We start from the raw sequence: 20,944 nt of genomic DNA on the forward strand, positions 1-20,944 counted from the left end.
TGGCCAAGCCGGACTTCTTTCCGGCCGAGCCAAATTTCTTGGCTGCCGAGCAGGACTCTTCCTTTGCTTGGTTGCACTTCGCTGCAACCTGACTGTTCCTTGCTGCAAATCCTTGTTGTTGACTTATGCAGGAGACCTGTCACATTCCTTTTTCCGTCTCGCATTCATGCCTCCGTATTCACCCTTCGATCTGCTGCATCAATCGTCCCAATGCCCGGCCCGCTGCGGTAGGGTCTCCACCTTGCACGGGACATTTGACACTCCTGTTTTCATGCCGGTCGGGACGCAGGCCACGGTCAAGGCCGTCACCCCGGAAAATCTGGAGGAGCTGGGTGCGCAGATCATTCTCGGTAACACCTATCACCTCTTCATCCGGCCCGGTCATGAGCTAATCCGCCGCTGTTTCGGCGGGCTGCATAAATTCATGCACTGGGACAAACCGATCCTCACCGATTCCGGCGGGTTCCAGATATTCAGCCTGAAAGAGCTGGCCAAAATCACCGAAGAGGGCGCGGAGTTCCGCTCGCACATTGACGGCAGCAAGCTTTTCCTCAGCCCGGAAAAGGCGGTGGAAGTGCAGGAGGCCCTTGGCTCGGACATCATGATGGTGCTGGACACCTGCATTCCCTATCCGGCAAGCTACGACGAGGCGGCCAAGGCCACAGCCCTCACCTCGCGCTGGGCGAAACGCTGCCGCGCCGCGCAGAGCGGGACTGGCCAGCTTCTTTTCGGCATTGTGCAGGGCGGCATGTATTCTGAGCTGCGGCGGCAGTCAGCGGAAGAGCTGATCAATATCGGCTTTGACGGCTACGCCCTCGGCGGCCTGTCTGTGGGCGAACCCAAGGAGCAGATGCACGCGATGCTGGACGCGGCTGTTCATCTGCTTCCAGACAGCCATCCCAAGTACCTGATGGGTGTGGGCACGCCGGAGGATCTGGTCGAGGGCGTGTTTCGCGGAGTTGACATGTTCGACTGCGTGATGCCGACCCGAAACGCCCGCAACGGGATGCTGTTCACCTCCAGCGGCAGAGTGGTGATAAAAAACAGCTGTTACCGCGAAGATCAGAGGCCTGTGGATGAACGCTGCGGCTGCTACACCTGCCGCAACTACTCCCGCGCCTACCTGCGCCATCTTTTCCAATGCAGTGAAATCCTTGCTTACCAGCTCAACAGCATGCATAATCTGTATTATTACTGCTCGCTGATGGCGGAGATGCGTCAAGCGATTGCAGCAGACCGTTTTTTGGAGTGGCGCAAGGAGTTTTATGCGCAGAGATCAGGCGGTCTGGACGAAAAGGATTTTTGAAAACACTTTGCGCAGCAGCATCGACAAAAGGAGGAAAATTCATGGAGCAGTCGAAAATAGTTGTCATCAGCGATGCTCACCTGAGCGATGAGGAAAGCTGGAGCTGGTTCAACCGGCAGAGCGGCGAGCGGCTGAAAGGGTTTCTCAAGCAGACTGCCAATGATGCCAAGGTCAGGGAACTGGTGCTGCTGGGCGATATCTTTGAGCTGTGGCTGTTTCCCATCCATGTCATGCCGTGGAGTGCGGCGCAGATCATCCAGCACTGGAGCAGCGGCCCGGATTCGGTCATCGCCGCGCTGCGGGAATGCGCGGACAGACTGCCGCAGGTCAGCTATCTCTGCGGCAATCACGATATGGGCGTGACGCAGGCTGATCTCGACCTGATCAGCCCGAAGATCAGATGGATCAAAACAGATTATTACAACGCCGGACATCCCGGTGCGCTGCATTTGGAACATGGGCATTTGGTCGACATCTTCAATGCCCCAGACATCTCCGGCGATCCGATTGAAAATCTGCCCTTCGGCTATTTCGTTACTCGCTTGGTGGCCAGCGCGGGCGGCGGCAACGAGGTCTGGCGGGCGGTCTCCCAACGGATTGAGGCGGAATTCGGCGCGTTGTTCAGCTTCAGCCATCTGTCCCGCCGTGCCGGCTTTGGCATGAGTGATCTGCTTGGCTTTGATTTTTTTCTTGAGCATGTTGTGGCCGCCGCCGGTTCTTCTTTAATTAAAGGTGTTGTTGACGTGCTGCTTTGGTATGTCAAATTAGTTAATCCTTCTGTCAACGAGAGCAGCCAGATTCTCCTGCCCGGCGGCAGCAGCGTGACTGTCGGCGAGGTGAGGCAGCATTACCACCGCCTGCTGGTGCGCTGGTTCAGACTGCACGGGCTGGAGGGTTTGTACAGGACAGCCGTTGCTTCAACCGATCTCGACTGGCGCGCGCAGCAGCTGCTGACTCAGGGCAAAGCGAAAATTGTCGTCACAGGGCACACCCATCAGGGAAAAATCTTGCAGCTGGAGCAGGGCAGATACGCCAACTCCGGTTCTTGGCGCGACGGCGTGGGGGCCACCTATTTGGAAATCACCGCCCAGCCTGCGCCGACAGTGTCGTTGAAGAGCTATCCCAGCAATGCCTCCTTGCCGCCGCTCAGTCCGACTGCGCCTGCGCCGCAGAAGAAGGCGGAGACACCGGAAGGCTGAAACGCTGCAATGTTCTGAAAAAATGAATGCAGCACGCCTTGCTTCTCGTTTGGGATGCCTCATTCCCAGCAAGGAATGAGGCGGGAACGGCAGGCCGCAGCAAGCTGAAAAAACACTGTATAGAGAATGGACGACGGCATCCGCCGTGCGCCGCCCGGATTTCCGAGATTCCTCAACCCGAAGCGCAAATGAATTTGAACAACAAGAGCCTGCTCCGCAGCCGCTGCTTTGTGGGCGGCGGATGGACAGACGCAGTCACAGGCCGCACCATTGAAGTGCATAATCCAGCCACGGGCGAACTGCTCGGCGCGGTGCCGTCCTTAGGACGAGAGGAGACCCGGCAGGCCATTGCCGCCGCCGAAGCTGCTTGGCCAGGCTGGCGGAACCGCACCGCCCACGAGCGCAGCCGGATCATCCGCCGCTGGCACGAGCTGATTGTTGCCAATCAGCGCGATCTGGCCATGATCATGACCGCTGAGCAGGGCAAGCCGTTGGCCGAGGCGCAGGGCGAAATTCTCTACGGGGCCAGCTTTGTCGAATGGTTTGCCGAGGAAGCGAAGCGGGTTTACGGCGACACTATTCCGATGGCCCAGTCGGGCAAGCGGATCATCGTGCTCAAGCAGTCGGTTGGAGTTTGCGCCGCAATCACACCGTGGAATTTCCCTTCATCCATGATCACCCGCAAGGCGGCTCCGGCATTAGCGGCTGGCTGCGCTGTGGTGGTCAAACCTGCGGCCCAGACCCCCTTCTCTGCCCTTGCCTTGGCCGCGCTGGCTGAGGAGGCAGGCTTTCCTCCTGGCGTGTTCAACGTCCTCACCGGCCCAGCGGAAGAGATCGGCGGCGAGCTGTGCGCCAATTCGGCGGTGCGCAAACTCAGTTTCACCGGTTCAACGCAGGTGGGCAAAATCCTGATGCGTCAGTGTGCGGACACTGTAAAAAAAGTCTCGCTGGAGCTGGGCGGCCATGCGCCCTTCATTGTTTTTGATGATGCCGATCTGGACGAGGCCGTGGCCGGGGCAATTGCCTCGAAATACCGCAACTCCGGTCAGACCTGTGTCTGCGCCAACCGCTTCATCATCCAAAAAGGGATTTATCAGAAATTCGCCGAGCGGCTGATTCAAGCGGTGCAGGAGCAGCTCCGGGTTGGCAGCGGCTTTGACGAAGGAGTGACTCAGGGTCCGCTGATTGACCTCAACGCGGTGTTGCGCATGGAGACGCAGGTCAAAGATGCGCTGGACAAAGGTGCGCGGTTAGGCTGCGGCGGCAGGCGTATCGGCAAAACCGGCTTCTTCTTCGAGCCGACCGTGCTCTTGGACGTGACCCAAGCCATGCGCATCGCTCAGGAAGAGACCTTCGGCCCCATCGCGCCGCTCTTCTCGTTTGCAACCGAGGAAGAGGCCGTGGCACTTGCCAACGGCACACCCTACGGTCTCGCCTCCTATTTCTACAGCCGCGACATCGGCAAATGCTGGCGGGTGGCGGAAAATCTGGAATACGGCATGGTCGGCATCAACACCGGCATCATGTCCACCGAGTCCGCGCCCTTCGGCGGCATCAAGGAGTCCGGCATCGGGCGTGAAGGCTCGAAATACGGCATTGACGAGTATCTAGAGCTGAAATATCTCTGTCTGGCCGGGATAGAAAAATAACGCTTTTCACGCCAAAGCACCGTCCTTCAGGGTCAGGCAGCGGTCCATCGCCGCCGCCAGCTCCATGTTGTGGGTGACCATGACCACGGACATGGACTGGGTGCGGCAGAGTTCGGTCAGCAGCTCAAAAACTTGCTGACCGCTGGCAGAGTCAAGGTTGCCGGTCGGCTCATCGGCCAAGAGCAGAGCAGGCTGCATGACCAAGGCGCGGGCCAAGGCCACCCGCTGCTGCTCGCCACCGGACAGCTCGCCGCTGCGGTGCTCCAGCCGGTGTCCCAACCCAACCTGCTGAAGCAGGCGTTTGGCCCGCTCTTTCAGCCTGCCTTCCTGCTGCCGGGCGATCAGGCCGGGCATCATCACATTTTCCAAGGCTGTGAACTCCGGCAGCAGGTAATGGAACTGGAAGATAAAGCCGATGTTTTTATTCCTGTGTGCGGCGAGCTGATTGTCAGAGAGGCTGCGCAAATCGCGGCCTGCAAAGAAAAGCTGGCCCTTGTCCGGCACGTCAAGACTGCCGAGGATTTGCAGCAGAGTGGTCTTGCCGGAGCCGGATGCGCCGACAATGGCCAGCATCTCGCCCCGCGCCACCTCGATGCTCACCCGGCGCAGCACCCGCACCGGATTTTCTTTCGTTCCGTAATCCTTGTGGATGTTGACCGCATGCAGCAGCAGGGAGTCAGCATCGGCAATGTTCAGCGGCTCATTCATAGCTCAAAGCCTCCGCAGGCCGGATGCGCGATGCCTTCCAAGAAGGATAGAGGGTAGCGGCCAGCGTGATCAGAATGGCCGAGACAGCGATCACAGTCACGTCCATCGGCACCACTTTCACCGGCATGGTGGACATGGGATAGACGTTGCTTGGCAGCTCAATGATCTTGTACCGCTTGAGCAGGGCGCAGAGGCTGAGGCCGAGCGTGACTCCCAGCGCGGTGCCGCTCAGGCCGATCACCATCCCCTGATAGAAAAAAATGCGCATGATCGAGCCAGTTCTTGCGCCCATGGATTTGAGAATAGCGATGTCCTTGTTTTTCTCCATCACCACCATGACCAGCGCACTGATGATGTTCAAGGCGGCGACGAGAATGATCAGATCAAGGGCGATGAAGATGCCGATTTTCTCCAGCTTGAGGGCGGCGAAGAGGTTCTGGTTGAGCTGCATCCAGTCACGCACGGAATAGGCCGGGCCAAGCTGAGCACGGATGGCGGCGGCGGCCAAGTCAGCCTTGTCAATATTCGCCACCCGCACCTCAAGACCATGCACGCCCTCGCCTTCTATGCCCGCCAGTCGCCGGGCGGTGTCCAAGCTGACAAAGCCCATCGTCGAATCGTACTCGTACATTCCGGTGGCGAAAATGCCGCTGACCACGCAGGTCTGCACTTTGGGCATCACCCCCATCGGCGTGAGAGGGCCGTTGGGCGAGATCAGGCGGATTTTTCCGTCCTGCCGCACCCGGAGCTGAGCGGCCATCTCCTTGCCCAACACGATGCCGGGCAGCTCCTGCTCGCCGCTCAGATCAGTCAAGCTGCCGCTGATCATTTTTGTTTCCAAGCTGATCACCCGACCCGCGCTGGCCGGATCAAGGCCGCGAACAGCGATGCCTGACGACTGGCCGCTGCCGGAGGTTATCAGGGCTTGGGCATAGATGTAGGGCGTGGCCGCTGTCACCCCCTTGACCTTTTCCACCGCCGACTTGAGCGGCGCGGGCCGGTCGATCTCGTCGCCGAACTGCTGCACCAAGACATGGGCGTTGATGCCGATGATCTGGTCGCGCAAGCCCTCGGTGAAGCCGGTGTACACAGACAGCACGACAATCAGGGCCATCACCCCGACCGCCACGCCGAGCACCGAGATCAGGGAAATCAGCGAGATGAACTTCTGCCTGCGTTTGGCGCGCAGATAGCGGAAGCTGACAAAGCGTTCAAAGGACATGGATTTTCAGGAGCGCAGCTCTGGAATTGGATTGATCTGATCAGCTCAGGCCAGCCGCAGGCCGCTGTCTGCTCTGCTGATTTCGTCGTGAACGAGCACAGTCTCCGGCAAAGAGGCTGCGCCGAGTTGCTCCCGCAGCCTGCATGTGCTGAAATCGCGGCTCCGCTCTTCGTATTCCGCCAGCCAGCTGCGGAACTGCGCCTCTTCCTCCGGGCTGCGCAGCAGCTTGACGCGATGCCCGCGCAGCCGCATCCGGTACGGCTTGGGCGTGAGCCGCGCCCGGAAGCAGCCCTGCTTTTTGCAGAGGAGCATGTAGAGCGGATCGCAGCCGAAGGCCCACATCATCGCCTCGGTCTCCGCTGCGGCAGGATCGGAGCGGCGGCCCAAGACGATCACCCGGATGCCGTTTCTGGTCTCGTAGATGCGGAAGGCGCAGCCACGCCGGACTTCCGGCTCCGCCAACCTGCGGACTTTGGCGATGATTTTCTCCTTGCCCGCCGCCGGATTCCGCCGCCGGAAGATATCCCAGAAGGAGCGCGGCGGCTGGTCGATATCCATGATCATCAGATCGGCCACATTGAGAACCTGCGCACCGTAGCGGTTGCGGGTGATCACAGCTTGCTCGTCCAGCCGCCGCACGATCTCCTCGCGGATTTCCGCCTCATAGTCCTCGAAAAGGCCGGTCTCGCCGGAGAGCTTGCGCCGGATTCTGTCTATTTTCTCCCAAGCCTGCCGCGAAGCGTCCTCGGCAGAGCTGTCCGAGCCGCCCCAGCATCTGATGCGGATTTTTTCGCCGCCAATTTTGGCCCAGTCCTCCTCTAGCCGCCACCACGCATGAATTTTCATGAGCGCAGAGTGTGAATCTTCCCCCGCAGCTCCGCACCACTAATCTCCAGCGTGGCGTAAGTGCAGGGATGGCTGTAGCGGCTGCTAAGCTGAAACGAGCCTGGGTTGATGATCAGCCTGTTTTTGTCCCAGCGACAGACCGCGTTGTGAGTGTGGCCATAGATTAAACAGTCCGCTTCCGGGAAATGAGTGAGCAAACCCGGCTCGATGTCCATGCCGTGGCGACCGAACTGGTTGCCGTGGGTCAGGGCTATCTTGAAGCCGCCCAGCTCGAATTCCAGCTGCTTGGGCAGGACAGTTTGAGTGGCCGTGCTGCAGCAGTTGCCGTGCACGGCGTGAACGGTTTTTCCCCGGAAGGCATCAAGCATGAAGACATCCACTGTGTCGCCAGCATGAATGATCACCTCGCAGTCCGCAAAGCAGCGGCAGGCTGCCTCCAAAAAATCGGGGGGCACACGGGACAAATGCGTGTCAGAGAGGATGCCTGCCTTGATCATGAAGCTCACTGTGCTGAGTGAAGGTTGGAGAAAGAAAAAAACTGTGACCGCTTCTCAGTTTAAAAGAAGAACCCGCACTTGACAAGAAAAGACAAGGAAAGGTTGCAAAAAACAGGCTCATCCCGTAACATGCAGCCTTGCGTGCGCCGCGTTCCGCAGCGCGTCTCATTCACCCAGATTTCCGAAGGAAAAAGCCAATGTACTCAGCAGCAGACCTGCGCAAGGGCCTGAAAGTTCAGATTGACGGCGAGCCGTACATCGTCACCGAGTTCGAGTTCTCCAAGCCGGGCAAGGGCCAAGCACTCTACCGCACCAAGATGCGCAGCCTGATCACCGGCAACCAGCTCGTCAACACCTACCGCTCCAACGACAAATTCGACAAGCCGGAGCTGGACGAGCGCAAGATGCAGTTCCTCTACGCGCAGGGCGAGGAATATCACTTCATGGACACCAGCAACTACGAGCAGATCTTCCTGACCAAGGAGCAGCTCGGCGACAACGTCCATTTCCTCAAGGAAAGCATGGAAGTGACCGTGCTGTTCTTCGGCGGCAGCCGCCCGATCGACGTGACCATTCCCAACTTCGTCAACCTAAAGGTGACGCAGGCCGATCCTTGGGCCAAAGGCGACACCGCAGGCACCGACACCAAGCCGGTGACCGTGGAGACCGGCTACCAGCTGCAAGTGCCGCCCTTTGTGGTTGAGGGCGACCTGATCCAGATTGACACCCGCTCCGGCGAGTATCTCACCCGCGTCAAGGAGTGACCCTATCCTAACACTCAGGAGGACATCATGGCGAAGCCCCGCATTCTGCTCAACCTCTTCCATCCAACCTTTGCCCAATCCAGAGGCGGCAAAGCCTTGGCGGAAGCGGCGCGGCAGCTGACCAATCTCACCTTCCGCAATGTCTGTCAGGAATACCCTGATCTGAAAATTGACGTGAAGCAGGAGCAGAAGCTGCTGCTGGAGCACGACCTGATTGTGTTCCAGCACCCTGTCCGCTGGTACAGCGGCCCGGCTTTGCTCAAGGAATGGCTGGATCAGGTGCTGCAATACGGCTTCGCCTATCCTCCCGGCGCAGGCGAGCAGCTCAAAGGCAAGTTCTGGCTCTCAGCAGTCACCACCGGCGGGCCGCAGGAGGCCTACCGCTCCGGCGGGCGCAACAACTTCACCATGAGCGAGCTGCTGCGTCCCTTCCAGCAGACCGCCAATCTCTGCGGCATGATCTGGCAGCCGCCTTTTGTCGTGCACAGCGTGGTGCCAGTAAAGATGGGCGGCATCAGCGACGAGGAGCTGGCCCGGCGGGCGGAGGAATACCGCGCTCTGCTTGACAGCATCACGATCAGCTGATGCGCCAAAGCGGCCATCATTTCGTTTACGGCAGCCTGAAGGACTATTTGACTGGCGAGGAACTGCCGGACACCGACGACGAGCGGTTCCGGCAGCAGCTCGCCCGGCTCTTGGTTGAGGAGAAGGGTTTTGCCAAAGCGGAGCTGGAGCCGCGCTTGGCCATTGAGACGCTGTTCAACAGCGTCTTTGTCCGCTCAATCATTGATCTGACTGTCTCGCTGAACGGCCAGCGGCTGCTGATCCTCCGTTATGGGCCTGGCTCCTTGGTCACGCGGGAGAAACCGGCCTTGGCGGCGGCGCGGGTGCTGGATGCAGCCTGCTGCATTCCGCTGGCCTTGGTGACAAACGGCCGAGATGCTGAACTGCTGGAGACGGCGGCAGGCAAGGTTTTAGCTGTCGGCATGTCCGCCATTCCTGACCGCACCCGTCTGGCGATGTTGGCCGTGCAGCATCCGCCCCGACCGCCGCTTGTTGGCGCGGAGCGGGAGCGCAACCTGCGGGTGCTGAACGCCTTTGATCTGGAAGTCTGCTGCCGCCGGAAGGAGCGGTGCGGGCAGTCATGAAAGGGCGGCATGTGATGATCGTCGCTGGAGAGGCTTCTGGTGACATGCACGGGGCGCGGCTGGTTGAGGCGATGAGCCTGCTGCGGCCCGGATTGCGGTTTTCCGGCCTCGGCGGCAGGGAGCTGGCCGCCGCCGGGGTGGAGCTGCTCTGTGACGCTTCAAAAATCGCAGTGGTTGGCATCACTGAGGTGTTCAGCCATCTTGGCGATATCCTCGCCGCCCGCAAAGCCCTGATCAAGCGGATGCGGGCTGACCGCCCTGCCCTGTTGATTTTGATTGATTACCCCGACTTCAACCTCCTCCTTGCCGCTGCGGCGAAAAAGCTCGGCATCCCAGTTTTCTATTACATCAGCCCGCAGGTCTGGGCTTGGCGCAGCGGGCGGGTGAAAAAAATCGGCAGGCTGACTGATCGGATGGCGGTGATTCTGCCCTTTGAGCAGGATTTTTACGCCCGGCGCGGTGTGACCGTGGACTTTGTCGGCCACCCGCTCAAGGACACCGTGCGCCCGGAAAGCCTCTCCTCCCGCGCCGACTTCTTCCGGGCGCATGATTTGGATGTCGCGCCGGACTGCCGCGTGGTCGGTCTGCTTCCCGGCAGCCGGGCCAAAGAAATCCGCTCGCTGCTGCCGGACTTTCTCGCCGCAGCAGAGCTGCTCACGACCGAAGACAAGAGCAGAAACTGGCTTTTTCTTCTGCCCCGCGCCTCCACTGTCTCTCAGGAGCTGCTTTGGGAAAACGGCCTTGCTCTGCATCAAAACCGGCTCAATATCCGCGTTGTTGACGACGACCGCTACGCCCTGATGGCCGCCTGCGACGCAGCCGCCGCCGCGTCCGGCACCGTGACCTTGGAGCTGGCCATCCTTGGTGTGCCCGCTGTCGCCGCCTACCGGGTCTCGCCGTGGACCTACCGGATAGGCCGCCTGCTCGTCCGTCATCTCCGCCATTTTTCTTTAGTCAATCTGATCGCCAGGCGCGAGGTGATCCCGGAGCTGCTGCAAAACCAAGTCAGCCCGGCAGCCCTTGCCGCCAAACTGCGCCAGCTCATAGACGATGCAGGCTGCCGCCGTGAAACGCTGCGCGGGCTGGCTGAAGTCACAGAAATGCTCGGCCCGCCTGGCTGCGCCGAGCGGGCGGCGGTGCTGGCCTTGTCATGCATGACAAGCTGAATTCCTCCTGTCCGCCAGCCCTTGCGGCAGTGTCCAGCCAAAGCGGTATAAAATGGTTCTCCTGCAAGCTTTGCGCCGCAGGGGCAGGTCTCTGCGCCTGCCTCGATGTCTGAAACAGGCAGCATGTCTTTCACCATATAAAAGGGATCCCTTTTGACATGCAAAAGGGTACCCTTTTGATCCGCAAAAGGGATAGCTTTTGACTCCCAAAAGGCAGGCCTTTTGACTCGCAAAAGGCGGGGCTTTTGATTCGCAGAAAAAACGGCGCAACGCATGCACTGCTGGAGCAGCATGAAATGGTTCTCCTGCAAGCTTTGCGCCGCAGGGGCTTCAGGGTGGACACAGGGGTCCGCCCCTGCGGGACGGACAATCTGGCGCAGGGCAAGGGAATCATGTTATGATGCTCCAGCTGCGCCTTCCTTCCAGAACAAAAAATCCATCTGCCGACTGCCGGAAAAAAATACTTCCCAATCAGGCGGCTGCCTTGCCTGCGCCGCCGCAGGCCGTGCCTCCGCGCCGTTTGCGGCTGAAATTTGTGTTGACGGCCCTTGCCAAAGCATGACATAGTGCATCTTGCTCATCTGGCAGCTTATTTCAGCCATAAAGACGGAACGGCGGACAGATGGAAGACAGGATGATGAAACGGATATATGCGCAGGCTGTCAGGCGTGTTCAAGACGCGCTTTTTGTCAAACGGATAATTCCGGCCCTCCTGCTGCTGCTGGCAGGCGCGTGGTTCTATGCCAGCCTTGAGCTGGAAAGCGATCTGGACAGCCTGAAAACTCAGGAAACTCTGCATGTCGGCCAAGGCGCGGCCCTGCTCACCGCCAGCCTGCGGAGCGTCAGCACCGACCTGCTTTATCTGGCTGAAAAAAAGGAGGTGCTGGAGCTGGCCGCCGCGCCGACTGAAGAAAATCTGGGACGGCTGGGCAATGAATTCGTCCTGTTCCTGCTCAACAAGCATATCTACGATCAGATGCGGAGTTATGAGCAGGTGCGCTGGGTGGACAGCGCAGGCATGGAGCGGGTCTGGGTGGACAATCTGCCCGGCGGCCCGCAGATCATGCCGCCGCAAATTTTGCGCAGCAAGACTGGCCATCCTGATTTTATCGAGGCTTCCAAAAGGCAGGCAGGGCAGGTTTATTTCTCAGAGCCGGAAATCAGCGCGGAGGAGGAATCGGACGAACTGACCCTTCGGGCGGCTGCGCCGCTGATTGATGCGGCGGGCCGCAGGCTGGGCGTTCTGATCCTCACTTGCTCCACAGAGGATATGCTGCACGATTTTTCCGAAAGCACAGCAAAAATCAGAGATCACGTCTCCATCTTCAGCAGCTCAGGACGAAGGCTGATTGAGCCTTCTCCTGCCGCCCCCAGTCCGCTGCTGTCCTCTTCTGCGCCGACATCTTGGCAGGAAATCATCCGAAAACAAGAGGGATCGCTGCTCGACAATGACGGCCTCTGGGTCTGGAGCACGGTCTGTCCGCTCAAAGATACAAACGGCATCCTGCCGCCGGATCACAGCGGCCTTTGGAAGGTAATCTCGTGGACGGCACCGGAATCCATCTCAGCAATCAGGCAGAGCATTGCCAAAAGAACTGCGGGCGTTGCTGTGCTGCTGGCCGCTGTCATCTGCTTCAGCGCATGGAAGCTGGCGCGGGCGGAAGGCTCCATCCGCCAGGTCAACGCTGGACTGGAGCGGCAGATACGGGAGCGCACCGCAGAACTGAAGGCGAGGGTTGCAGAGCTGCGGCAGGTCAACAGCGAGCTGAAGATTGCGCAGGCCCAGTCCTTGGCGATCATTGACGCGCTGGCCCGCATCGGCTTGGGCTTGATCATCGTGGACGAGCGCAACGAGGTGCGCTACATGAACCAAGTGATGATTGAGTGGTTTGGCGACTTGACCGGCTCCTCCTGCTGCGGCCTGTCTGAGGACGGGCATCATCCGTGGTGCCGGACGCATGTGCGGGAAGCCTTGCAGGAGGAAAAATCAGTCTGCTATCTGCCCGGCGAAGTGGACAACAGGATTTTTGAAGTGGCGGCTGCGCGGTTCGTGGACAGTGAGGATGGCTCGGTGATCATCCAAGTGGTGCGCGACATCACCCAACGCAAGCGCGAGGAGCAGCTGCTCAAGGAAAACCAAGAGAAATATCAGCGGCTGGTGGACGACATCGGAGAGAAGTTCGTGGTCTTCAGCCAAAAGCCGGACTGCGAGGCATGGACCTACGCCAGCGACGGCGCACTGTCAGTCTTCGGCTGCGCCAAGGAAGAGCTGACCGGCGGACTTTCTTGGACGGAAACAATCAAATGGCTGCCGGAGTCGCTGGAGCAAGCTCGGCTGCATCTCTCCCGCATCCGCGAGGGCAAGAGCGACTTTGTCCAGCACGACATGCAGTTCACCCATCCAGACGGCAGCCTGCGAACAATCCGAATCGCCTCGCATCCGGTGCGCGGCCCAGGCGGCGCGCTGCTCTCTATAGACGGCATTCTCGAGGATATCACCGAATACGAATTCATCACTCAGAAGCTGGCAGAGGCGCAGGAACGGGCCGAAGCGGCCAATCGGGCCAAGAGCGAATTTCTTGCCAATATGAGCCACGAGATACGCACGCCGATGAACGCGATCATCGGCATGTCCGGCTTGGCTCTTGAGACCGATCTCACCCCGGAGCAGGAAAACTACATCCAGAAAGTCCATAATTCCGCCCAGTCATTGCTCGGCATCATCAACGACATTCTCGATTTCTCCAAAATTGAGGCGGGCAAGCTGGACATTGAGCAAATACCTTTCTGTCTGCAAAAGGTTTTTGACACCCTTGCCGACATCATCGGCATGAAGGCTGAAGAGAAGGGGCTGGAACTTGACATTGAGGTGGCTGACACTGTTCCGGCCCGGCTCAAAGGCGACCCGCTCCGCCTCGGTCAGATTCTCATCAACCTTGGCAACAACGCGGTGAAATTCACCAGCCAGGGCGGAGTGAAAGTCAGCGTTGGGCTGCTGGAGCAGGAGCAGGCTGGCCAGGAAGAGGGACGGATACTGCTGCAATTCTGCGTCGCCGACACCGGCATCGGCATGACCCCGAAGCAGCAGGCCAAGCTCTTTCAGTCGTTCAGCCAGGCGGACAGCTCCACCACCCGCAAATTCGGCGGCACTGGTCTCGGCCTCTCCATCAGCAAGAATCTTGTCGAGCTGATGGGCGGGCGCATTTGGCTGGACAGCGAGGTGGGCCAAGGCTCGCGCTTCTCGTTCATCCTGCCCTTTGAGGCCGCGCCGCCTCAAAGCAAAGAAAGCGACGAAGAGAACGAGGAGCTGGACTATTCCATTCTGCACGGAACAAAGGTGCTGCTGGTCGAAGACAACCTGCTCAATCAGGAGCTGGCGAAAATTCTTCTTTGCCGCAAGGACATCAAAGTGACCATTGCCAGCAATGGCGCGGAGGCCCTGAAAAAGCTGGAAAACGGCAGCTTCGACTGCGTCCTGATGGACATCCAGATGCCGGTGATGGACGGCTACACCGCCTGCGCTGCAATAAGGAAGCAGCCGCAGCACAAACGTCTGCCGGTCATCGCCCTGACCGCCAATGTCATGGCCGACGACCGAGAGAAGAGCCGGGCCGCAGGCATGAGCGACCACATCGGCAAGCCCTTTGATGCTCAGGAGATGTACGCCGCCATGTCCCGCTGCATCGCCGCAGCCCGGCAGGAGGCTGAACCGGAAGACTTTGATTCAGCGGCAAACCGGCGGGCGGCCTTTGCGTCGGGCTGCGGGTCGAACGGCGGACGGAACAGCCGGTGAAGGGCTGGATAAAGACGGCATCCCGTCCGCAATGGAATGCTCTTTACTTCAAGCGGCAGAGTTGTTATAAAAAACAGTTGCTGTCGGGAAGATCAGGGGCCGGCGGACGAACGCTGCGCCTGTGCCATTTCTTTCAAATCCAGCGAGATTCTCGCCTTGCAGCTGAAGCAGGATAATCTGACCATTCCTCGTGTCATTTCGAGCGGAGCAAGAAATCCCGCAAGGCAGACGGGCAGGAGATTCCTTGTTTTGCTCAGAATGACAGAAATTCTGGCGGCTTGGCTGTCCGACGGATGCCGCATTCCAAGTCTGAAACGCCTTAAACCAAATTTGCATTGAGGCGCAGGAAATATAGATGGCCCGCCTGAAAGATAAACGTCGTATCTATCTGACAGATGCCGCATTCCAAGTTTGAAATGCCTCAAACCAAATTTGCATTAAGGCGCAGAAATATAGACGGCTTGTCTATCTGATGGATGCCGCATCCCAAGTCTGAAACGCCTTGAACCAAATTTGCATTGAGGCGCAAGAAATTATAGACGGCCTGTCTGAAAGATGAAACGGCTTGTCTATCTGACAGATGCCGCATCCCAAGTCTCAAACGCCTCAAACCAAGTTTGCATTGAGGCGCAGGAAATTATAGACGGCCTGTCTGAAAGATGAAACGGCGTATCTATCTGACGGGTGCCGCATTCCAAGTTTGAATTGAGGCGCAGGAAATTATAGGCGGCCTGTCTGAAAGATAAACGGCTGGCCTGAGCAACAGCTGCCGCGCTCGTAGAGCCAGAGCAGGATAATTTGGCTAATCCTCGTGTCATTTCAAGCGGAGCGGGAAATCTCACGAGGCTGCCAAGCAGGAGATTCCTCGCTGATGACGGAGATGCGCCAGGTGATTGCGGAAGATCGGTTTGTGGAGGGAAGGCGTTTTAGCTATAGAGAATAACTAGGAGTAAAACACCATGAAGCAGAATAATCAGCCAGCAGTCGAAACCGATAACGGTCAAGAAGACTATGAACAAAATGATTTCTTGATAGAACAATATAAAACTTTACGAGAAGAAGTAAAAGAAACGAAAGCTCGTATTTTTCAGCTTGCGATGTTAGGTATAATAGGATTGCCTTCATCTTATTTCTTAGCAGAAAATTATGAAAATTTAAAAATATTAAGAGCATCTCTTCCTATCATCATTTGTACTTTTCTTTTGATTTTCTTGTCAGAAACAAGAGCTTTGATGCGCTGCGGACAATTCATTAAGGAAAATATAGAACCTTGCTTTAAATGTAAAAAATGCAATACAAGCCAGAGACACTGGGAGGGATGGCTTGAATCTGGAAAAAATATTTGTGGCATCAAAGAAAAAAGATTAGTTGATGTTTTTTTGGCTATTTCTTTCTATGTTCTTTTTTTAATATACTATTGTTTGTCTGTAGTATTGGCCTACAATGCGCATAATAAGGATCAATGGGGGTTTCCTATAGCTATTTTTTACTCAATTATCGGTGGAGCTATTTTAATTTTCTTAGGTTGGAGTTTTAAATCATCAACTTCTACGGCAAAGCAAGAGCACGAACAAAACGACAAGCCATGACCACGTTAACAGCAGACATTGGCGGAACAAACAGCAGGTTTGCCTGTTTTCAGCGTGAAGGAAACAATTTTCTGTTTAAAAGTTCGACAACTATAAAAACAAAAGATTTTGATTCCTTCGAGGAACTGCTGAACGCGCTGAATAAAAACGGCGGCCAATTTGACGTGCAGCAGCACAGCAAATTTGTTCTCGCCATTCCTGGCCCGGTGACTCCAGCAGATGTGCTCTCTTTCCCAAATATAAAATGGGAGATCAGCAAATCCAGCCTGAAGAAACTCTACCCTGATACAGAAATTTCCTTCATCAACGATTTCACAGCCCAAGCTTACGGCTGTCTTACCGAAGCGGTGGCCAACGCGCTGCCGTTAATCAAAACAGAACAGACGCGGGATGATATTGCGATTGTCGGCGCAGGAACAGGACTTGGCCACGGCACGCTGAAAAAAACAGCGCAAGGAGACTATCTGCATCTTCCTTCTGAATCTGGACAGATTCCTTTTCCTTTCACGGCGGAAGAATTCGAGCAGCGATACCGCGCTTTCATTGTTCAGCAAACCGGAATAACGCATCCCGTTGGCGACAATGTGGTTTCTGGCAGTGGACTTTCCCTGCTGCATCACTTTATCACTGGAAAAGAGATATCTCCCAGCGAGGTTGCTGCTGAAATTGATGCCGCATCAGAAACAACGCAGTGGTTCGCAAAGTTTTATGCCAGAGATTGCCGCAATTATGTCTTGACTACTTTAGCCGGTGGCGGCAAGCTTTTCATCTCCGGCGGCGTGGCGATTAAGAATCCTTTCTTAGTAGACAACGATGCCTTCAGAAACGAATTTCTGCAAGGCTCAGACACAGTGCAGGACGTGCTGGCCCATATCTCGGTTTCGCTGATCCGCGATGAGCGAATCGGGCTGTTTGGCGCGGCCTGCTATGCTTCGCAGCAGTCAACCTGCTGATTTTCAACCTTCATCTGGAGAACCTGAATGGCTGGAATAGCCTACGCCCAATCCGCAGCAGCACCGGCAGCAGGAGGCTTTGCCTCCTTTGGCCAGTTTGTCCCGCTCATCCTTATTTTTGTGGTCTTCTATTTTCTGCTCATCCGCCCGCAGCAGAAAAAAGCGCAGGAGCAGCAGAGCTTTCTCAGCAATCTGCAAAAAGGCGAGAAGGTGATGACAGGCGGCGGAGTGCATGGCACTATCACCGGCCTGACTGACACCGCTGTCACCTTGGAAATTGCCGACAATGTGCGCATCAAAGTGCAGCGCGGCTACATCCTGCCCATGCCTCCGGCGGAAGAAAAGCAGGCGGCTCCGGCCAAGAAGGGCTGAGGCATCTTTTGCTGGATTTCTCATGAGATTGATAACAAAGGGCGGTCGCAAAAGCCGCCCATGTCATTTGGGGCGATAATGGACCTTTACAAACTCACCCTGCGGCAGGCGCAGCAGAAGCTGGCGGCGCGGGAAATCACTGCCGCTGCTCTCACGGAATCGGTGCTGGCTCGGATTGATCAGGTGGAAGGCTCGGTCAGGGCGTATTTGAGCCTGCATAAAGATCAGGCTGTTGCGGCGGCGGAAGCGGCGGATAAAAAGCTGGCGCAAGGCCAAGGCGGAATGCTCTGCGGCTTGCCGCTGTCGGTCAAAGATGTGCTCTGCACCGCAACCATGCCCACAACCTGCGGCTCGAAGATGCTGGAAGGCTTCATTCCGCCCTACAACGCCACCGTGGTGGAAAAGCTGCTGGCTGAAGACGCAGTGCTGTTGGGCAAGGTCAGCATGGATGAATTTGCGATGGGTTCCACCAACGAGAACTGCGCCTACAAGGACAAGATTCCGCACAATCCGTGGAAGCTCGGCTATGTGGCTGGCGGCTCCAGCGGCGGCTCGGCAGCTTCGGTGGCGGCTGGCGAATGTCTGGCCTCGCTTGGCTCGGACACCGGCGGCTCTATTCGCCAGCCCGCCTCGCTCTGCGGCGTGGTCGGCATGAAGCCCACCTATGGCCGGGTTTCGCGCTACGGCTTGGTTGCCTTTGCTTCTTCACTCGATCAGGTCGGGCCGCTGACGAAAGACGTGGCCGACTGCGCCCTGATGATGCAGGTCATTGCCGGGCATGACCAGCGCGACTCCACTTCGGCCAAACTGGAAGTGCCAGACTGGAGCGCGGCCTTGCAGGACGGCATGGCTGGCCTTCGTGTCGGCATTCCTCGCGAATATTTTGGCGAAGGGCTGGACGCGGAAGTTGAGCGCAGCATCCGGGCCGGAATCTCCATGCTCAAAGACGCAGGCGCGGAGCTGGTCGAGGTCTCGCTGCCGCACACCGAATACTGCGTGGCTGTCTATTATTTGATCGCCTCGGCAGAGGCCAGCTCCAACCTTGCCCGCTACGACGGCGTGCGCTACGGCAAGCGGGCAGCGGCGGACAGCTTGATTGACATGTACCGGCAGACCCGCTCGCAGGGCTTTGGCGATGAGGTCAAACGGCGTATCCTGATCGGCACCTACGCGCTTTCTGCTGGCTATTACGATGCCTATTACAAAAAGGCTTCGCAGGTGCGGACGCTGATTCGCGAGGATTTCGTCAAGGCCTTTGCCGCCTGTGACGTGCTGGTTTCGCCGGTTACGCCGACTCCAGCGTGGCCGCTTGGCCAGAAAGCGGATAATCCGCTCGCCTTGTATCTCTCCGACATTCTAACTATCTCCGCCAATCTTGCAGGCATTCCAGGCATGTCTGTGCCCTGCGGTTTCTCTTCAGAAGGGCTGCCAATTGGAATGCAGATGCAGGCCAGCCATTTCAATGAGGCCGCGCTCTTTCGGGCGGCATGGAATCTGGAGCAGCGGGCGGGAGTGAAGGGAAATATGCCGGAGCTGTGAGAAAGTAAAATGGGCAAGCCCTATACAAGAGACTGTAAATATTGCGGTCAGCGTATTCGTATGGCTCAAATGGATAACGGCCAATGGCTGCCATTTGAATTAGACGGAAGCGGTAAACATGAATGTGGAAGCTCTCCGGCTTTCACCGCTCCTTTTGTACAACTGCAACCCGAACCTAATAGAACCCAATACAGTGTACCTAAGAATGGACTTCAACGATGTGTCTATGCTGTTATTTTTCTAATTGTTTTGTCATTGATATGGTGTCTCTTCAAATAGAATCGGCGGGAACGGGTGAAGGGGAAAATGCCTGAGTTGTGAGAAAGTTTTCTCATTCTGAATATCACTCTGCTTCTTCTTGTTGTGACAAGATGCTCTATACATGAATATATATCATCTTCTCTTCAAGAAGAAGTTCGGCAATGTCGGATTACGGCACTTAGCAAAATACTTCCTCGTTATCTTTGCTGCATACTTGCCCATAACGGCAGTCGCATTCTTCTCGAATCTGTTCACCAAAACAGATAAATATGCCGCAGTATTGCTGTCCGCGCACGCCTTGACGGATCACGACTACTGGGCACCTCCGCTTGCTTTTCTGGGGAGCTACCCGGCATGGACTTTATATTTTAATGCAAGAGGAGAGAAGATAGACTATTTCTTCAATGCCACAAAAGAAGACTTCATGAGCATTATATCAGATGACAAGTATCAGAGTATTGTCTTGGTTGGTCATGGAAGTTACAATACCTGGCGAGCAACAGATACCCAGATAGCAAACTATGATATAGAGCCGCTGCAAGGCCGCTTTCAAAGAAAGCAGGGCGAGTGGATACAGCTCTCATGCGCTGATCCAGATTTCTCTCCTGTGCATATAGGCGAGCTTGTCATGAGAAAGGAGCATGTCTACCATTATAATGGATCGGCAGGAACGTTTGATTTCATCCTCGATGCCTTGACAGCTTTCAGGCATATCAAGAACGCGTCGATAAAGAAAGAATAACTCTGCAAGCGACAGCACGAGCATTCGATTTGATTAACAAGCATGCGCCGCTGCGCTTCACCATGATCCGCAATTGAGCCGCTCCCGCTCAGCCATTCCCCCGACGACGAATATCATGACCATGCAAGCAGTTGCCGACCAAATCCTTGCCGGAGCACGCCTCAGCGGAGCAGACTTCCTCCGTCTCGCAGCGGAGGCAGACCTGCATCAGCTCGGCTTTCTTGCCGACGCAGTGCGCAGGCGGCTTCACCCAGAGCGCGTCGTCACCTACGTGATTGACCGGAACATCAACTACACCGACATCTGCATCTCCGCCTGCAAGTTCTGCGCCTTCTTCAAGGCCCCGGAAGACCCGCAGGGCTATGTCCTGAGCAAGGAGGAGCTGCTGCGCAAGATTGAAGAGACAAAGGAGCTGGGCGGTACGCAGATACTCCTGCAAGGCGGGCTGCATCCGAGTTTGCCGCTGGATTTCTACGAGGACATGCTGCGCTGGATGAAGGCTGCCGGCATCCATATTCACGGCTTCTCGCCGCCGGAGATCTGCCACTTCAGCCAGCTCTCCGGCCTGCCGACACGGACAGTGCTGGAGCGGCTGCTGGCGGCGGGGCTGGACTCCATGCCCGGCGGCGGCGCGGAAATCCTTGCCGACCGGGTGCGGCAGCAGATCGCGCCGCGCAAGTGCTCGGCGGACGAATGGATTGCAGTGATGGAGGAGGCGCACCGGCTGGGAATGCGCACCACCGCGACGATGATGTTTGGCCACATCGAAACTTGGGAGGAACGGCTGGAGCATCTGGAGCGGCTGCGCAGCCTGCAAGACCGGACCCACGGCTTCACCGCTTTCATCCCCTGGCCGTTCCAGCCAGACAACACCGCCTTGGCCGAGACCGAGAAGACCTCCGGCTACGCTTACCTGCGTATGCTTGCGCTCTGCCGCATCTATCTGGACAACTTCGCCAACATCCAGGCTTCCTGGGTGACGCAGGGGCCGAAGATCGCGCAGGTCTCGCTCTTTTTCGGGGTGAACGACTTCGGCTCAACCATGATTGAGGAGAATGTTGTTGCTGCCGCAGGCGTGAGCTTCCGCCTCTCGGAGCAGGAGATCAGGCGGCTGATCAGTAGCGCAGGCTTCCAGCCTGTGCAGCGGCTGATGGACTACCGGCCTGCCCAGCAGTGCTGATCATCGTTGG

Annotated in this window: 18 protein-coding genes; 14 read left to right on the forward strand and 4 right to left on the reverse strand. The window is 57.2% G+C overall.

The features are described 5' to 3' along the window. Window positions 1-166 precede the first annotated feature (166 nt). The 3 genes from tgt to ACNKID_RS03230 all read left to right on the forward strand — a co-directional run bounded on the left by tgt (window position 167) and on the right by ACNKID_RS03230 (window position 4,154). Window positions 167-1,306, forward strand: coding sequence for a tRNA guanosine(34) transglycosylase Tgt (tgt, locus tag ACNKID_RS03220; protein ID WP_417911995.1), 1,140 nt, complete (start codon window positions 167-169; stop codon window positions 1,304-1,306). Window positions 1,307-1,347: 41 nt separating this feature from the next. Then, entirely contained in the window at window positions 1,348-2,505 is a 1,158-nt protein-coding gene (locus ACNKID_RS03225) for a hypothetical protein (RefSeq protein WP_417911996.1), read from the forward strand. 188 nt (window positions 2,506-2,693) lie between these two features. Further along, window positions 2,694-4,154 (forward strand): NAD-dependent succinate-semialdehyde dehydrogenase, encoded by a 1,461-nt coding sequence (locus tag ACNKID_RS03230; protein WP_417911997.1) that lies wholly within the window; start codon window positions 2,694-2,696, stop codon window positions 4,152-4,154. Between the two features lie 6 nt (window positions 4,155-4,160). On the opposite strand, the gene ACNKID_RS03235 is transcribed toward ACNKID_RS03230, so the two are convergent. From ACNKID_RS03235 to ACNKID_RS03250, 4 genes are read right to left on the reverse strand one after another with little or no spacing between them, the layout of a single operon-like run. Further along, window positions 4,161-4,862 (reverse strand): ABC transporter ATP-binding protein, encoded by a 702-nt coding sequence (locus ACNKID_RS03235; RefSeq protein ID WP_417911998.1) that lies wholly within the window; start codon window positions 4,860-4,862, stop codon window positions 4,161-4,163. After that, a complete protein-coding gene (locus tag ACNKID_RS03240) occupies window positions 4,855-6,084 on the reverse strand; it encodes a lipoprotein-releasing ABC transporter permease subunit (RefSeq protein ID WP_417911999.1) in 1,230 nt (409 codons plus the stop codon). The genes ACNKID_RS03235 and ACNKID_RS03240 overlap by 8 nt, the downstream gene beginning before the upstream one ends. 45 nt (window positions 6,085-6,129) lie before the next feature. Beyond that, on the reverse strand, window positions 6,130-6,930 hold the full coding sequence (locus ACNKID_RS03245; protein WP_417912000.1) for a hypothetical protein: 801 nt from the start codon (window positions 6,928-6,930) through the stop codon (window positions 6,130-6,132). Beyond that, the gene (locus ACNKID_RS03250; RefSeq protein ID WP_417912001.1) at window positions 6,927-7,427 is read right to left on the reverse strand and encodes a metallophosphoesterase family protein; all 501 of its coding nucleotides are present in this window, start codon (window positions 7,425-7,427) and stop codon (window positions 6,927-6,929) included. The genes ACNKID_RS03245 and ACNKID_RS03250 overlap by 4 nt, the downstream gene beginning before the upstream one ends. A gap of 197 nt (window positions 7,428-7,624) precedes the next feature. On the opposite strand from ACNKID_RS03250, the gene efp reads away from it, so the two are divergent. The 11 genes from efp (at window position 7,625) to mqnC (ending at window position 20,934) form a co-directional block, all read left to right on the forward strand. Beyond that, window positions 7,625-8,191: an elongation factor P gene (gene efp / locus ACNKID_RS03255; protein WP_417912002.1), complete on the forward strand. Its 567-nt coding sequence runs from the start codon at window positions 7,625-7,627 to the stop codon at window positions 8,189-8,191. A gap of 27 nt (window positions 8,192-8,218) precedes the next feature. Then, window positions 8,219-8,776, forward strand: a complete 558-nt coding sequence (locus ACNKID_RS03260; protein WP_417912003.1) for an NAD(P)H-dependent oxidoreductase — start codon at window positions 8,219-8,221, stop codon at window positions 8,774-8,776. Further along, window positions 8,776-9,339, forward strand: coding sequence for a type I restriction enzyme HsdR N-terminal domain-containing protein (locus ACNKID_RS03265; RefSeq protein WP_417912004.1), 564 nt, complete (start codon window positions 8,776-8,778; stop codon window positions 9,337-9,339). Before ACNKID_RS03260 ends, ACNKID_RS03265 begins: the two co-directional genes overlap by 1 nt. Continuing rightward, the gene (lpxB, locus tag ACNKID_RS03270; RefSeq protein ID WP_417912005.1) at window positions 9,336-10,505 is read left to right on the forward strand and encodes a lipid-A-disaccharide synthase; all 1,170 of its coding nucleotides are present in this window, start codon (window positions 9,336-9,338) and stop codon (window positions 10,503-10,505) included. The genes ACNKID_RS03265 and lpxB overlap by 4 nt, the downstream gene beginning before the upstream one ends. Before the next feature lie 634 nt (window positions 10,506-11,139). After that, entirely contained in the window at window positions 11,140-14,298 is a 3,159-nt protein-coding gene (locus ACNKID_RS03275; RefSeq protein WP_417912006.1) for an ATP-binding protein, read from the forward strand. A 959-nt stretch (window positions 14,299-15,257) separates the two neighbouring features. Then, window positions 15,258-15,887: a hypothetical protein gene (locus tag ACNKID_RS03280; protein WP_417912007.1), complete on the forward strand. Its 630-nt coding sequence runs from the start codon at window positions 15,258-15,260 to the stop codon at window positions 15,885-15,887. Continuing rightward, window positions 15,884-16,840, forward strand: a complete 957-nt coding sequence (locus ACNKID_RS03285) for a glucokinase (RefSeq protein WP_417912008.1) — start codon at window positions 15,884-15,886, stop codon at window positions 16,838-16,840. Before ACNKID_RS03280 ends, ACNKID_RS03285 begins: the two co-directional genes overlap by 4 nt. 27 nt (window positions 16,841-16,867) lie before the next feature. Beyond that, window positions 16,868-17,212, forward strand: coding sequence for a preprotein translocase subunit YajC (gene yajC / locus ACNKID_RS03290; protein ID WP_417912009.1), 345 nt, complete (start codon window positions 16,868-16,870; stop codon window positions 17,210-17,212). Between the two features lie 78 nt (window positions 17,213-17,290). Beyond that, complete coding sequence (gene gatA, locus ACNKID_RS03295) at window positions 17,291-18,751, forward strand: Asp-tRNA(Asn)/Glu-tRNA(Gln) amidotransferase subunit GatA (protein WP_417912010.1); 1,461 nt, start codon at window positions 17,291-17,293, stop codon at window positions 18,749-18,751. A gap of 382 nt (window positions 18,752-19,133) precedes the next feature. Continuing rightward, a complete protein-coding gene (locus ACNKID_RS03300; RefSeq protein ID WP_417912011.1) occupies window positions 19,134-19,754 on the forward strand; it encodes a hypothetical protein in 621 nt (206 codons plus the stop codon). 115 nt (window positions 19,755-19,869) lie between these two features. Next, window positions 19,870-20,934, forward strand: coding sequence for a cyclic dehypoxanthinyl futalosine synthase (gene mqnC / locus ACNKID_RS03305; RefSeq protein WP_417912012.1), 1,065 nt, complete (start codon window positions 19,870-19,872; stop codon window positions 20,932-20,934). The last annotated feature ends 10 nt before the right edge of the window (window positions 20,935-20,944 follow it).

Source organism: Candidatus Electronema sp. TJ (assembly GCF_048287355.1).
In the GTDB taxonomy this organism is placed as follows: domain Bacteria; phylum Desulfobacterota; class Desulfobulbia; order Desulfobulbales; family Desulfobulbaceae; genus Electronema.